The sequence below is a fragment of the Streptomyces beihaiensis genome (assembly GCF_026274175.1).
GTDB classification, from domain to species: Bacteria; Actinomycetota; Actinomycetes; order Streptomycetales; family Streptomycetaceae; genus Streptomyces; species Streptomyces beihaiensis.
Genome location: NZ_JAPHNL010000146.1, coordinates 18,302 through 32,603 on the forward strand (window position 1 = coordinate 18,302; position 14,302 = coordinate 32,603).

Consider the following 14,302-nt stretch of genomic DNA (forward strand, 5'->3'; position numbering starts at 1 on the left):
CCGTGGGCCGCGCGGCCTGACGGGGTGCTGGGAGCCTGCCGCTCCCAGCACCCCGTTTCCCTTGCCACGAAGCCTTGCCACGAATCCTTGCCACGGGTCCTTGCCGCGAGTCCCTCGCCAGGGCGGCTACAGGCGATGGGCCGCCGCGCGTACGCGCTCGTCCGTGGCCGTCAGGGCCACCCGGACGAAGCGGGCGCCCGCCTCGCCGTAGAAGTCGCCGGGCGCGACCAGGATGCCGAGGTCGGCCAGGTGGGAGACGGTGTCCCAGCAGGACTCGCCGCGCGTCGCCCACAGGTAGAGGCTCGCCTCGCTGTGCTCGATGCGGAAGCCGTGCCGCAGCAGCGCCTCGCGCAGCAGCTCGCGGCGGGCGGCGTAGCGGGCCCGCTGCTCCTGTACGTGCCGCTCGTCGCCGAGAGCCGCCACGACGGCCGCCTGCGTCGGCGCCGAGGTCATCATGCCGCCGTGCTTGCGCAGCTGGAGCAGGGGCGCGAGGACCGTCTCGTCACCCGCGAGGAACGCCGCGCGGTAGCCCGCCAGGTTCGAGCGCTTGGAGAGCGAGTGGACCGAGACCAGCCCCTCGTACGAGCCGCCGTTGACGTCCGGGTGCAGGACCGAGACCGGGTCGGCCTCCCAGCCCAGTTCGAGGTAGCACTCGTCCGAGAAGACCAGGATGCCGTGGTCGCGGGCCCACGCGACGACGCGGGTCAGCTCCGCCTTGCCGAGCACCTTGCCGGTCGGGTTCGACGGCGAGTTGAGCCAGAGCAGGCGGATGCCCTCCGGGTCGAGCTCCGTCGGGTCGTCGTAGGTCACGTGGTCGGCGAGGGCGAGCCGGGCGCCGACCTCGTACGTGGGGTAGGCCAGGCGCGGGTAGGCGACCTTGTCGCCCGGTCCGAGGCCCAGCTGGGTCGGGAGCCAGGCGACCAGTTCCTTGGAGCCGACGACCGGCAGGACGTTGCCGTGCCCCAGGTCGCGCGCGCCCAGGCGCCGCTCGCACCAGCCGACCAGCGCGTCACGCAGCTCGGGCGTGCCCCACACCGTCGGGTAGCCCGGCGAGTTCGCGGCGTCGATCAGCGCCTTCTGGACCAGCTCGGGCACCGGGTCGACGGGGGTACCGACGGAGAGGTCGACGATGCCGTCCGGGTGGGCCTCGGCCGTCTTCTTGTACGGCTGCAGTTTGTCCCAGGGGAACTCAGGAAGGCGGTCAATGGGCGCGGGAACTGCGGACACCGGTCGGCTCACTCACTTCTCTTACGTGGGTCTTCTCTTACGTGGATGGCACTTCTTGCGTGGACACGGCACTTCTTGCCTGGATGGACAGATGCCCCGGTCCCGTACGGCGGTCGAGCCGTACGGGACCGGGGCGGCGCCTGCGCGTGCGTACCGCTGAGTGCAGTGGTTACTGGTTCTGCGGCGGCAGCGCGGCGATGAACGGGTGGTCCTTCTCGATCAGGCCCATCTTCGAGGCACCACCGGGCGAGCCGAGCTCGTCGAAGAACTCGACGTTCGCCTTGTAGTAGTCCTTCCACTCCTCAGGAGTGTCGTCCTCGTAGAAGATCGCCTCGACCGGGCAGACCGGCTCGCAGGCACCACAGTCGACGCATTCGTCCGGGTGGATGTACAAGGACCGCTTGCCCTCGTAGATGCAGTCGACCGGGCACTCCTCGATGCACGCCTTGTCCTTGACGTCGACACAAGGCTGCGCGATGACGTAGGTCACGCTGTCGTTCCTCCTCGATAGGGCGCTGGCGGGCCTCCACAGGCTCCGCCGCCTGGCGCGCGGGAGCGCGGCGTCGTCGATGCCCGCCTCTAGTATCTCCGTTCCCAGGCATGATCCGAACAGGAGGGGTGGGCCGAGCTGTGGAATTCACTGCGGGCGGACGACTCGAATTGCGCTTGACCCGCTCTGACGTGGGAAAACGCGTATCCGTGCGACGGGTGATCCAGGAGGGGCCCGCGGGTCGGAAGTTCACCGATACCGTGGGCGTTCTCACATCGTGGGACAACGGTGTGCTGCTCATCACACGAAAGACCGGTGAGCGGGTACGGATCGAGGAGTCGTCGCTGGTCGCCGGGAAGGTGGTGCCGCCGGCGCCGGCCCGTCGGCGCGGGCCCGCGGCCACGTTTCCGGAGCTGGCGCGGGTCGCCGCGCGGGCGTGGCAGCCGGTGGAGAGCGAGCGGCTCGGCGAGTGGGAGCTGCGGGCGGCGGTACAGGCCGAGCCGCGCGAAGCGCGTCCACGAGGGGAGGTGGTCGGGCGACGGGCGGGCTTCACCCGGCGGGCCAACTCCGTGTTGCCGCTCGGCGATCCTGGACGGCCGCTGGACGTCGCGCTCGACCGCGTACGGGAGTGGTACGCGGCCCGTGGCCTGCCCGCGTACGTGCAGACGGCGACCGGGGCGGAGGGGACGCAGGAGCTGCTCTGCGCCGGCCTTGAGGAGCGCGGGTGGGTGCGGGAGGTCAGCGCCGAGTTGCGGATCGCCGCGCTCGCGCCCGTCGCGGACCTCGACCGGTCGGGCGAGCCCGGCCGGGGCGGCGAGCCGGGCGGGCCGGGTGGCGGCGTCGAGCTGAGCCGCGAGCCCGGGGCGGGCTGGCTCGACCGGTACCAGCGCAAGGGCGTGAGCGAGGTGGCACTGAAGGTGCTGTGCGCCGGGCCTTCGGTGTGGTTCGCGACCGTTCGGGGCGAGAACGAGGACAGGGGCGCGGACGGGGTTGTCGTGCCCGCGGCGATCGGGCGGTGCGTGGTCGACGGGCGCTGGGCGTCGTTCGCGGCGGTCGAGGTCGATCCGGCGCGGCGACGTCAGGGGCTGGCCACGGCCGTGATGGCGGCGTTGGCGCGGCGGGCGCTCGACGAGGGGGCGTCGGCGGCGCTGCTGCAGGTCGAGGCGGAGAACGAGGGGGCGCGCGGCCTGTACGACCGGCTCGGCTTCACCACGCATCACGCCTACCAGCACTACCGGGCGCCGGAGGGGACGACGAGGAGCACCGCATGACGCCCGAGCTGCGGCGGCGGTTCGCCGAGGCGGCGCGGGCCGAGCGGCCCGACCTGGCCGAGCTGTGTCTGCTCGTCGCCGCGGAGGCGGACGACGGGCTCGACGAGGCCGGCATGGACGCCGTGCAGATCGAGCTCGACGAGCTGGCCGGACGGTTGCCTTTCCGGGCGGGTGGCGCACGCGAGTGGGCCCGCGCGCTGGCCGAGCTGCTCGGGGCGCGGCTGGGTTTCCACGGGGCGGCGGTCGACTACCAGCGGCTGGAGTCGTCACTGCTGCACGAGGTCGTACGGCGTCGGCGCGGGCTGCCGATTCTGCTGTCGGTGGTGTGGATGGAGGTGGCGCGACGGGCCGGGGCCCCGGTGTACGGGGTGGCCCTGCCGGGGCACTTCGTGGTGGGGTTCGGGAATCCGGAGGCGGCCGCCCACGAACCGGTGCTCGCCGATCCGTTCGGTGGTGGACGGCTGTTGACCGGGGCCGATGCGGAGTTGCTCGTGGTGGGAGCCACGGGGGCGGCGCTCGATCCGTCGATGCTGCGGCCCGCCGGTGTCCTCGACATCGTGGCGCGGATCCTGAACAACATCCGGGCGTGGGCGGCGGCGCGGCCGGAGCGGTCCGACGTGGCGTTGTGGGCGGTGGAGTTGGCGTTGCTGCTGCCGTCGCATCCGGCGCGGTTGCGGCACGAGCGGGCGGAGGTTCTGGTGGAGCGGGGGGAGTTCCTGGCCGGGGCGGACGAGCTGGATGCGTACGCGGACGTGGTCGCGGAGGTGGACGAGGACGCGGCGCGGCGCGTACGGGCGCAGGCCCGTGCGGCCCGCGCCCGCCTGAACTGACGCGGGGCGGCGCGACGCGGGGCGGGGCCGCCGCCGCTGCTTTGCCGCGACGTGGCCACACCCGTCCGCGTGTGCCCGCCGCGCCGGGGGTGCCGCCTTGCCCACCCTGGCGCCCCAGGCGGCAGCCTGCCCAAGGCGGCGGGCCGCACAGGCCGGGAGCCGGGCGAAGCGGCGGGCTGTTCGGGGCGGCGCTTCGGGAAAGAGAGTCGCCGCGGCACTCGGCCGACGGGGCAGGTCCTAGAGCCAGCCCTGTTCCCGGGCCCGTGTCACCGCTTCCGCGCGGTTGCGGACCGCGAGCTTCTGGATCGCCGTCGAGAGGTAGTTGCGGACCGTGCCCTGCGAGAGGTGCAGGTCACGGGCGAGTTCCGCGTTGGTGCGGCCGTCCGACGCCGCCCGCAGCACCTCCCGTTCGCGGTCCGTGAGCGGGTTCGCGCCTTCGGCGAGGGCCGCCGCGGCCAGGGTGGGGTCGATGACCCGCTCCCCCGCCAGGACTTTGCGGACCGCCGCCGCGAGCTGGGCGGCGGGGGCGTCCTTGACCAGGAACGCGTCCGCGCCCGCCTCCATGGCGCTGCGCAGGTAGCCGGGTCGGCCGAAGGTCGTGAGGACGACGATCTTCAGCTCCGGCAGCGCCGAACGCAGGCCCGCCGCGGCCTCGATGCCCGTGCAGCCGGGCATCTCGATGTCGAGCAGGGCCACGTCCACCGCGTGGGCGCGCGCCGCCGCGAGGACTTCGTCGCCGCGGGCCACCTGCGCGACGACCTCGATGTCCGGTTCGAGGCCGAGCAGCGCGGCGAGGGCCTCGCGCACCATCGACTGGTCCTCGGCGAGCAGGACGCGCACCGCCGTGGCGGCGCCCCCCGTGTCGTTCTGCGTGGTCATGCGGCGGATCCTACGGAGCCCACCGGGACCCGGGCCACCAGGAGGTATCCGCCGCCGCGCGCCGCACCCGTCTCCAGCGTGCCGCCGACCGCCGCGAGACGTTCGGTCAGGCCGGACAGGCCGTTGCCGTGGGCCGCGCCCGAGCCGCCGGAACCGTCGTCCTCGACGGTCAGTTCGACGACCGGGCCGTCCAGCGTCTCGCGGCGCGTGACGTGGATGGCACAGCGCCGCGCCGCGCTGTGCCGTATGACGTTCGTCACCGCCTCGCGCAGCGTCCACGCGAGCGCCGTCTCGCGCGGCTCCGACAGCCGCGGCCCCTCCGTCGGCACGTCCGCCGCGATCCCGGCCGCCGTCAACGCGGCTTTCGCTCCGGCGAGTTCCGCTGCCAGGCGCGGGCGCCGGTAGCCGGTGACGGCCTCCCGGACGTCGACCAGGGCCTGGCGGCTGACCTTCTCGATGTCGGCGACCTGGTCGGCGGCCTGGTCGGGCCTGTCGGGCAGCATCCGCCCGGCCAGTTCGCTCTTGAGCGTGATCAGCGACAGCGAGTGGCCGAGGAGGTCGTGCAGGTCGCGGGCGAGGCGCAGCCGCTCCTCGTTGGCGGCGAGGTGGGCGACCTGCGCACGGGCCTGGCGCAGCTCCTGGGCGGTGCGCACCAGTTCCCGTACGCCGATCATGGAGAACCCGCCGAGCAGGGACGGGATGACGAGCCAGTACTGCGGGCTTGTGCCGAGGGTGAGGCCGACGAGGACCATGGCGGCCGTGGAGGCGATGATCGCCGGGCGTACCCGGTTCAGCGGCAGCACCGCTCCGAAGGCCACGGAGACGTAGACGAACAGGACGAGCCAGTCGTGGCCCATGCTCACGGAGAGGGCCACGGCGAAGACCGGCAGCAGCGCCGTGCACCCGTACGCGAGCCGCCGCCCCATGCGCCGTCCGGTCTGGCGCAGGACGAGGCCGACGTACGCGAGGACGAACACCGTAAGGCCGATCGCGCCGAGCACCGTGCCCGTGGTGCTATGGGCGCCCTTGAGCAGGTCGGCGAGCGGGTCGCCGAGGAAGGCCAGCCACATGCCGACCCACACGAGCTTCACGAGGAACTCGCGGCGGTTCTCCGGCGGTTGGCCGATCCTCGGGGATCGGTCCTGGGAGCGGTCCCGGGGGCCTTGGGGGCCTTGGGGGCGGTCCTGCCCGTCCGTCGTCTGCGTGGTCATGCTCACGCCTTCAAGGTGTCCTTCCGGTACAGCCACGCCGCTCCGCCCGCGAAGAGCAGGAAGTACGCGACGATCAGGGAGACGTCACCGGCGTGCGGTGCGTCACCGAGCTCGATGGCCCGGCCCAGTGCAGCGTACGCGTGGGTGGGCAGCCACTTGGCGATCTCCTGCAGCCAGTGCGGGAAGGCCGTCGTGGGCATCCACAGGCCGCCCAGGATGGAGAGGCCGAAGTACGTGATCATGGTGATGGGGCGGACCGCGTCGCCGGAGGCGAGGTAGCCGATGGCGACGCCGAGCGCGGCGAAGCAGAGGCTGCCCGCCCAGATGGCGCCGGTCAGCGCGAGCCACTGCCAGGCGTCGAACCGTACGTCCTTGAAGGCGGCGGCCACGACGAAGACGATCACGATGGACGGCAGCGAGACGACGGCGGCGCTCGCGGTCTTGGCGAGGACGTAGCCGCGGCCCGGCAGCGAGGTCAGGCGCAGCTGGCGGACCCAGCCGTTCTCGCGCTCCTTGGCGATGCGTTCGCTGTTGCCCATCAGGACGGCGGTGAGCGCGCCGAAGGAGGCCATGGAGACCATCATGAACGAGGCCAGGGTGAGGCCGGTGCCGTCGACCTTGTCGGAGCTGCCCGCCCGGCCGGCGAAGAGCAGGAAGATGACGGACGGGTAGATCGCGGAGAAGAACAGGAACTTCCGGTTGCGCAGGGCGCGGACGAGTTCGAGTTTGATCAGGCTGTTCACTGCGCCATCGCCTCCTGGGCGGTCTGCGTCGAGGGGGCGGACGCCGCGTCCTCCGCGGCGGTGATGGCCACGAAGGCCTGTTCGAGACCGAGGCCCGCGACCTCCAGGTTGCGGGGGTAGACACCGAGCCCGTACAGCGCGTGCACGGTCGCGTCGGCGTCGGTGGACTGGAGTCGGACGGTCTGACCCGACACGTCGATGGTGGTGAGGAACGGCAGGGAGCGCATCGCCTGCTCGTCGATGGCGCCCTCCAGGTCGAAGGAGACCCGGCGGGCGCCCGCCTTCGCCTTGATCTCGGCGGCCGTGCCGTCGGCGAGGAGGCGGCCTCGGTGCAGCACGAGGACGCGGTCGGCGATGGCGTCCGCCTCTTCCAGGTAGTGCGTGGCGAACAGCACCGTGCGCCCCTGATCGGCCTGCTCGCGCATGGTCGCCCAGAACGCCTGGCGGGCCGAGACGTCCATGCCGGTGGTCGGCTCGTCGAGGACGATCAGGTCGCTGTCGCCCGCGGTCGCCATGGCGAACCGGACGCGCTGCTCCTGGCCGCCGGAGAGCTTGTTGACCTTGCGGTCGGCGATCTGCGTGATGCCCGCGCGGGAGAGCACGTCGCCGACGGGGTACGCGCGGGGGTGCAGGTCACAGGTGAGGCGGACCAGCTCGCCGACCGTCACCTCGTCCATCAGGCCGCCGCTCTGGAGCATCGCGCCGACCCGGCCGGCCACGATCGCCTCGCGCGGGCTCGCGCCGAAGACCCGGACGGTGCCGGTGTCCGCGGGGCGCAGGCCGAGCAGCAGGTCGAGCGAGGTGGACTTGCCGGCGCCGTTCGGACCGAGCAGGGCGACGGTCTGACCGGGGTACAGCTCAAGGCTGAGGTCGTCGACCGCCTTGACGGTGCCGTAGGTCTTCCCGACCCCGGCGAAGGTGACCACTGCGTCTGTGTTCATACCCGCCATGGTGGCCGTTCGGGGCGCGCGCCCGGCAGTGTCCGCAGTCGTGCGTCCCGCATGACAGATGTCATACGGGACGCACGCCGAGGGGGATCGCGCTTCCGTCGAGGGCGTACGCCCCGCCGGCCCCCTCCCTGACGGTCCTGGTTCGGGTTCGTCCGTGGTTCGGGTTCGCCCCTGGTTCGGGTGCGTCCCTAGTTCGGGTTCGTCGGGATGACGGCGTTCCGGTTGATGGTGCTCAGCAACGCCTGGCGCAGAGCCACGTACACGTCCTCGGGGGTGACGGGCGTCTTCTTTCCGGTGCCGCGTGTGATCAGCACGCCGTCGAAGGTCTTTCCGTAGAGTCCCTTGAGCGCGTTCAGGTCCGGGCTGTCGACGAGTTTGCCGTTGACGGCCTTCACCCTGAGGAATTTCCACAGGGAGTTCTGCGGGCTGAACTCGATGGCGTGGGTGGCGTCCGTGCGCACGGAGACGTTGGCCGACATCGCGGGTTTCCCGAATGCCTTCATCTCCCGGTCGACCTCGGCGTCGGAGATCGTCGGCTTCCGTGTCGTCGTGGCCATCTTGACCGGGGTGCTGCTGCCGGTCTCGACCTGCGTGCGGTACGCCTGGGTGACGGCGGACGCCGACTCGGCCACGTCGACGCCCTTGCCCGCCTTGCCGTAGACGGCGACGGCCTTGCCGGGGACGAACTTGATCGTGCCGTCGCTGGAGGAGACCGCACCGCCCGCCGCCTGCTGGATCGCCGCGTCGAGTTTCTCCGCGTCGACCGGCATGACCGGGTCGACGACCCGCTGCTTGCCGAAGAGCGAGCCGATCACCGAGACCGGGTTGTAGTCGCTGGTCGCGGCCGCCGCGACGGTGGCCGTCGTGTCGAGCGAGAGCCCTGCCTGGTCGGGCCTGAGCTGGACCGTCTTGCCGTCCACGTCGAGCTTGAGCGGCTCGTGGGAGCGCTTGCCGAGCGTGTCCTCCAGCTTGGCGGTCGCCTGGTCGCGGGTGCCGCCGCCGATGTCGACGCCGAACACGGTGGTGCCCTTGGGCACGTCGGAGTGGTTCATCAGCAGCCCCGCGCCGTACGCGACACCGGCCACGCCGACCACGCCCACGCCGAGCAGCACCAGTTTGTTGCGGCCCTTCTTCTTTTTCTTCCCCGCGGACTCGGCCGGTGCGCTCTGCACCGGGTCCGGCAGCTTCGGCGGTGTGTGCGGGGTGGGGGTGCGGCCGCCGGATGCGGTCGGGCCCACGGGGCCGCCCGCGCCACCCGGACCGCCGGAGCCACCGGAGCCACCGGAAGCGGGGACGACCGGGATGCCGCTGGTGAGCGTGTCGCCGGAGACGTTGTCCACCAAGCCGGACGGGGCCGGTCCGCCCGGCGCGGGGGCGGGCTTCTGCGGCGTGAGGATCGCGGTGTCGTCGCTCATCCGGGGCGGCATCTGGCCACCGGGCACCGGCGGGTTGGGCGCGAGCGGCGGCACCATCGGGCCGTCGCCCGTGGCCGGACCCGTCGTGGGCCCGATGGGACCGGCCGGGCCACGCCGGCCCGGGTCGCGGTCGCCCCGCTCGTCCGGGTCTCCGGAGAAGTACGGGAGGTCGCTGCGCTGCGCGTCACCGGGGCGGTCCTGCCGGTCGCGGGCCGCGCCGCCGCCGAGCGGACCGGCGTCGAGCACGCCCGACATGTCGTACCCGCCGGTCCCCGGGCCCGCTCCCGGGCCGAGGCCGGAGCCCGAACCGCCGGACGGGGCGCCGCCGTTGCCTCCGCCCTGCCCACCGGCACCGCCTCCGAAGGGCGAACCGGAACCGGAACCAGAAGCGGAAGCGGAAGCGGAACCTGAAACGGAACCCGAACCGGAACCAGCGGCACGCGGCGTCGCGGGCTTGCGCGGGGAGAACCAGTCGCTGGTCTTCTCCTCCCGCTGCGACGCGCCGCCGCCCGCGCCACCGGCACCGCCCGTGCCGCCGGAACCGGCGGCGGAAGCGGAAGCCGCGGCGGAGCCCGTCCCCGGCTCCCCCGCCGCGTACGCGGCGAGCGCGGAGGGGCGGCCGCCGGACGTGGTGGTGGACGGGTCCTGGTAGCCGTCCTGGGCGGGGGCCGCGTCGATGTCGCTCGCGGGCGGCGCCTCGGCCTCGCCCATCGGCGTGCGCATCACGACCGGCGGGATGGGACGGGAGCCGGGGATGTTGATCCGGATCCGCGTCGTCAGCGTGGTCTCGGTCTTGGGGGCGTCCGGGTCGCCCTGGTCCGACGGGGGCACCGGACCGGCGGCACCGGACGTCGCACCCTGCGCGGGCGTGCCGTACGGGGGCGTCCCCGAGGGGTACGCGTCGGCGCCGCGCCCCTGGGGCCCGGAGGACGAACTGTCAGTTTCACGACTCAAAGCAGGTTCTCCCGGTTGGCTCCGCCGCCCGTCTCGACCTCGCGCGGGCTGCTCGGCGGCGCGCACCACCATACTGGCCGCCGCGGGGACTCAACGTGCGCCGGACGACGAATCCCTTGCGAGGCCGGGCAGACGACCGCCCAAAGTGTTATGTCACTTCCCAAGTCGGGCGGCGGACGCGGGCGGTTGTCCCGCGAACCCGAGGGTGGCGCACATCACAGCCACGATCATTCCGCCGAGGATGTAGAGATAGGACCCCGCCCCGGCACCGAACATGAAGTCGCCCTCGGGCCGGCCCGCGGTGAGCAGGATGACCGTGACGAACCAGCCCACCGCGGACGCCACGGCCCCCGACCGGCCGCGGGTCAGCAGCGCACCGCCGAGGAAGAGTCCGGCCGCTCCGGCGAGCGCGAGCAGCAACCCGCCGGGGAACCAGCCCGCTTGGACGAGTGTCCCCGCCGCGCCCACCACGGCGCCCAGCGCGACCAGCACGAGGACCGTGGCCACCCGCCCCGGAGTGAGCCAGCTGCCGATGGGGCGGGCGAGGAGGCTGCCGTCGCCGTACACCACCGTGGGTGCGGGGGACGCGGCCCTCTTGCGGTCACCGCTGTTGCCCTTGTCCGCGCTCATCACGCGCTCACTCCCTCGAACAGGTCCTTCTCGTAGGCCGATCCGGGCTCGCCCCGGACCAACTCGTAGTACTCGATGTCGAACAGCGGCTGCGCGAGCCGGTTGGAGAGGGCGAAGACGGGGAGGGTGTCCGCGACCGCGACCTGTGTGACGTGGGCGCGCATCGCGGCCGTCTTGCGTTCGGCGTACGGCCGTCCGTCGATCTCCGCGGTGATCCGCTCGTCGTCGACGACGCCCGGCACGTCGTCCACCGCCGCGGCCACGTCGAACGGGGTACGCCCGAGCACACTCGCCAGCCAGTGGAACCGCTCCGTGACCACGGTGCGCGGCGCCCGGTTCCAGTAGATCTTGGCGATGGCGTACGGGTCGCCGAGGTCGCGGCGGAAGGCCGGCTCGGCGGCGAGTTCGGCGGCGCGCATGGCGACGCGGTGCGCCTTGATGTGGTCGGGGTGGCCGTAGCCGCCGTGCGGGTCGTAGGTGACCAGTACCTGCGGGCGGACCTCTCGGACGACGGCCACCAGGTGAGCGGCGGCTTCGTCGAGGTCGGCCGACCAGAAGGAGCCGGGCCGGTCGTTCTGCTCGGCGCCCATCATCCCGGAGTCGCGGAACCGGCCGGGACCGCCGAGGAAGCGGTGGTCGGTGACGCCCAGCTCCTTCATCGCGGCGGTCAGCTCACCGATGCGGTGGGGGCCGAGCAGGTCCTCGCGATCCGGTGCGAGATGGGCCAGTTCATCCGGAATGACCTCACCCTCTTCGCCGAGCGTGCAGGTCACGAGTGTGACGTGGGCACCCTCGGCGGCGTACTTGGCCATGGTGGCGCCGTTGTTGATCGACTCGTCATCGGGATGCGCGTGCACGAGCAGCAGGCGACGGCCGGGCAGTTCGGTCATGTCCCCAGCCTAGAACCCGCGGACGGGGACCCCGTCACCTGTCACCCGCCACCTACCGCCCGCCGCCTGTCCCCGGACACCCGGCACCTACCACCCGCCGCCTGTCACGGCGGGGATCTAGAACTTGATGCTGCCGACCATGTCCGCCACGTTGGTCGTCAGGTTGGAGATCGTCGGAGCCACGGAGGAGCTCGCCAGGTAGAAGCCGAGGAGCACGCAGATGACCGCGTGCCCGGCCTTGAGGCCCGACTTCTTGATCAGGATGAAGACGATGATCGCGAACAGCACCACGGCCGAGATCGAGAGTGCCACAGCGGTCCCCTTCCGAAGTGATCCGTGACCCGTGATCCGGTCGCCGCCCGTGACCCGGCCGCCGACGGATGTCTACCCAACACAGCGCTACGCATCATAACTATCCGTCGTCGCGCATGAGTCGTCGCGAGGGAGCATCGGGGGCGGCCAGGAGCGCAGGGGGGCGCATGGTCGACTTCCCCCCTAGGCTGCACGGATGACCAGCGAGACGCCCGGCGGAACCGGACACAGCGGACAGAGCGAGACGTACTCCTTCCCGCGGCAGCACGCGCGTACACAGCGGTTCACGCTCGGGGCGCCGCGGGCGTTCACGGTGGCGCCCGACGGCGAACGCGTCGTCTTCCTGAGGTCGTCGTCGGGGACCGACCGGGCAGGCGCCCTGTGGGTGCTCGACGTGGCGAGCGGTCGGGAGCGGCCGGCGGCCGACCCGGCGGCGCTGCTCGGCGGCACGGCCGAGCGGCTCTCGGCCGCCGAGCGGGCCCGGCGCGAGCGCAGCCGCGAGGGCGGCGCGGGCATCGTCGGGTACGGGACGGACGCGGCGGTCGAGCTGGCCGCGTTCTCGCTGTCCGGGCGGCTCTTCACGGCCGAGCTGCGCGCGGGCACCGCGCGCGGGCTGCCCACCGTCGGCCCGGTCATCGACCCGCGCCCCTCCCCCGACGGCCGGCACATCGCCTACGTCGCCAAGGGCGCGCTGCGCGTCGTGGGCGCCGAGGGCGAGGACGACCGCGCGCTGGCCGAGCCGGAGAGCGACACGGTGACGTACGGGCTCGCCGAGTTCATCGCGGCCGAGGAGATGTCCCGCGGGCGCGGCTTTTGGTGGTCGCCCGACTCGGACCGGCTCCTGGTCGCCCGCGCCGACGACGCCGCGGTGCGCCGCTGGTGGATCGCCGACCCCGCGCACCCGGACCGCGAACCGGCGCGGGTCGCCTACCCGGCCGCCGGTACGCCCGACGCCGATGTGCGGCTCTTCGCGTACGCGCTCGACGGCAGCCGCACCGAGATCGTCTGGGACCGGGCCGCCTACCCGTACCTGGCCCGCGTCCACTGGTCGTCGGACGGCGCCCCGCTGCTCCTGGTCCAGGCCCGCGACCAGCGCAGCGCGCTGTACCTCGCGGTGGACGTCACCGACGGCTCGACGCGGATGGTCCACGCCGACGAGGACGACGCCTGGATCGAGCTGTTCCCGGGGGTGCCGTGCTGGTCGCCGAGCGGGCGGCTGGTGCGGATCGCGGACGAGGGCGGGGCCCGTGTGCTCGCGGTCGGCGAACGCCCGCTGACCGGGCCGCAGTTGCATGTGCGGGCCGTGCTCGACGTGGGCGACAGCGACGTGCTGGTGTCGGCGTCTGCGGGGGCGGACGCGGCGGCCCCCGAGACCGGCGAGATCCATGTGTACCGGGTCAACGAGCTGGGCGTGCAGCGCGTCTCCGCCGAGCCCGGCGTGCACTCGGCGGTCCGCTCCGGCACCGGCGACGGCGCGGTCACCGTCCTCGTATCGGCGACGCCCGACACGCCCGGCGCACGGGTGCGTGTGGAGCGGGACGGGAAGCATGTCGCGGACATCGCCTCGTACGCCGAGCGCCCGCTGCTGACCCCGCGTGTCACGCTCACCGAGGCCGCCGGCGTCCCGTGCGCCGTTCTGCTCCCCTCGTCGTACCAGGACGGGGACGGGCCGCTGCCGGTGCTGATGGATCCCTACGGCGGGCCGCACGGGCAGCGCGTCGTCGCCGCGCGCAACGCCCATCTGACGTCGCAGTGGTTCGCGGACCAGGGGTTCGCCGTGATCGTCGCGGACGGGCGGGGCACTCCGGGGATCTCGCCGGGGCGCGAGAAGGCCGTACGCGGTGACTTCACGGTCACCCTCGACGACCAGGTCACCGCCCTGCGGGCGCTGGCCGACCGGTTCCCGCTCGACCTGTCGAAGGTCGCGATGCGCGGATGGTCGTACGGGGGATACCTGTCCGCGCTCGCGGTGCTGCGGCGGCCCGACGTCTTCCACGCGGGGATCGCGGGGGCGCCGGTGACGGACTGGCGGCTGTACGACACGCATTACACCGAGCGGTATCTGGGCGATCCGGGTGCCGCTCCCGAGGTCTACGCCCACAGTGGTCTCGTCACGGACGACGGTTTGTCCGAGGCGGCCCAGGCGCACCGGCCGATGCTGATCGTGCACGGGCTCGCCGACGACAACGTCGTGGTCGCCCACGCGCTGCGGCTGAGCTCCGCGCTGCTCGCGGACGGGCGGCCGCACGAGGTGCTGCCGTTGTCCGGGGTCACGCACATGACCCCGCAGGAACAGGTCGCCGAGAACCTGCTGCTGCTTCAGGTCGACTTCCTGAAGCGGTCGTTGGGACTCAGGTAGCCCGAGACGGCGACCGGGCCGGAGCGACGTGGTGCGCTCCGGCCCGGTCCACGGCACCCGCACGGCCGTACGTTCCTCACTGTGGCCCGTTCGTATATCGGTGCCGCGTCGGGCGAGTTGCCCGTGTGTAAAGCCGGGTCC

At 72.9% G+C, this 14,302-nt stretch carries 13 protein-coding genes; 3 read left to right on the plus strand and 10 right to left on the minus strand.

Going from position 1 to position 14,302, the window contains the following annotated elements:
• Nucleotides 1–126 precede the first annotated feature (126 nt).
• On the minus strand, nt 127–1,227 hold the full coding sequence (locus OFY01_RS14775; protein ID WP_323135513.1) for a bifunctional succinyldiaminopimelate transaminase/glutamate-prephenate aminotransferase: 1,101 nt from the start codon (nt 1,225–1,227) through the stop codon (nt 127–129).
• 169 nt (nt 1,228–1,396) lie between these two features.
• Nucleotides 1,397–1,717 (minus strand): ferredoxin, encoded by a 321-nt coding sequence (gene fdxA / locus OFY01_RS14780; protein WP_266599991.1) that lies wholly within the window; start codon nt 1,715–1,717, stop codon nt 1,397–1,399.
• Between the two features lie 140 nt (nt 1,718–1,857).
• Between fdxA and OFY01_RS14785 the strand changes: the two genes are divergently transcribed.
• Together OFY01_RS14785 and OFY01_RS14790 are read left to right on the plus strand one after the other, a co-directional pair.
• The gene (locus OFY01_RS14785; RefSeq protein WP_266599992.1) at nt 1,858–2,988 is read left to right on the plus strand and encodes a GNAT family N-acetyltransferase; all 1,131 of its coding nucleotides are present in this window, start codon (nt 1,858–1,860) and stop codon (nt 2,986–2,988) included.
• Complete coding sequence (locus OFY01_RS14790; protein ID WP_266599993.1) at nt 2,985–3,818, plus strand: transglutaminase-like domain-containing protein; 834 nt, start codon at nt 2,985–2,987, stop codon at nt 3,816–3,818. Before OFY01_RS14785 ends, OFY01_RS14790 begins: the two co-directional genes overlap by 4 nt.
• A gap of 237 nt (nt 3,819–4,055) precedes the next feature.
• Here OFY01_RS14790 and OFY01_RS14795 read toward each other — a convergent pair whose 3' ends face one another.
• The 8 genes from OFY01_RS14795 to OFY01_RS14830 all read right to left on the minus strand — a co-directional run bounded on the left by OFY01_RS14795 (nt 4,056) and on the right by OFY01_RS14830 (nt 11,802).
• Nucleotides 4,056–4,697 (minus strand): response regulator transcription factor, encoded by a 642-nt coding sequence (locus OFY01_RS14795; protein WP_266599994.1) that lies wholly within the window; start codon nt 4,695–4,697, stop codon nt 4,056–4,058.
• The gene (locus tag OFY01_RS14800) at nt 4,694–5,908 is read right to left on the minus strand and encodes a sensor histidine kinase (protein ID WP_266599995.1); all 1,215 of its coding nucleotides are present in this window, start codon (nt 5,906–5,908) and stop codon (nt 4,694–4,696) included. Before OFY01_RS14800 ends, OFY01_RS14795 begins: the two co-directional genes overlap by 4 nt.
• A 2-nt stretch (nt 5,909–5,910) precedes the next feature.
• Nucleotides 5,911–6,651: an ABC transporter permease gene (locus OFY01_RS14805; RefSeq protein ID WP_266599996.1), complete on the minus strand. Its 741-nt coding sequence runs from the start codon at nt 6,649–6,651 to the stop codon at nt 5,911–5,913.
• Nucleotides 6,648–7,592, minus strand: coding sequence for an ABC transporter ATP-binding protein (locus tag OFY01_RS14810; protein ID WP_266599997.1), 945 nt, complete (start codon nt 7,590–7,592; stop codon nt 6,648–6,650). Before OFY01_RS14810 ends, OFY01_RS14805 begins: the two co-directional genes overlap by 4 nt.
• Nucleotides 7,593–7,789: 197 nt before the next feature.
• Complete coding sequence (locus OFY01_RS14815) at nt 7,790–9,970, minus strand: hypothetical protein (RefSeq protein ID WP_266599999.1); 2,181 nt, start codon at nt 9,968–9,970, stop codon at nt 7,790–7,792.
• 153 nt (nt 9,971–10,123) lie between these two features.
• Nucleotides 10,124–10,600 (minus strand): DUF6113 family protein, encoded by a 477-nt coding sequence (locus OFY01_RS14820; RefSeq protein WP_266600001.1) that lies wholly within the window; start codon nt 10,598–10,600, stop codon nt 10,124–10,126.
• Nucleotides 10,600–11,490: an N-acetyl-1-D-myo-inositol-2-amino-2-deoxy-alpha-D-glucopyranoside deacetylase gene (gene mshB / locus OFY01_RS14825; protein WP_266600003.1), complete on the minus strand. Its 891-nt coding sequence runs from the start codon at nt 11,488–11,490 to the stop codon at nt 10,600–10,602. The genes OFY01_RS14820 and mshB overlap by 1 nt, the downstream gene beginning before the upstream one ends.
• 117 nt (nt 11,491–11,607) lie before the next feature.
• Nucleotides 11,608–11,802, minus strand: a complete 195-nt coding sequence (locus tag OFY01_RS14830; protein ID WP_266600005.1) for a hypothetical protein — start codon at nt 11,800–11,802, stop codon at nt 11,608–11,610.
• A 196-nt stretch (nt 11,803–11,998) separates the two neighbouring features.
• On the opposite strand from OFY01_RS14830, the gene OFY01_RS14835 reads away from it, so the two are divergent.
• On the plus strand, nt 11,999–14,161 hold the full coding sequence (locus tag OFY01_RS14835) for a prolyl oligopeptidase family serine peptidase (protein ID WP_266600007.1): 2,163 nt from the start codon (nt 11,999–12,001) through the stop codon (nt 14,159–14,161).
• The last annotated feature ends 141 nt before the right edge of the window (nt 14,162–14,302 follow it).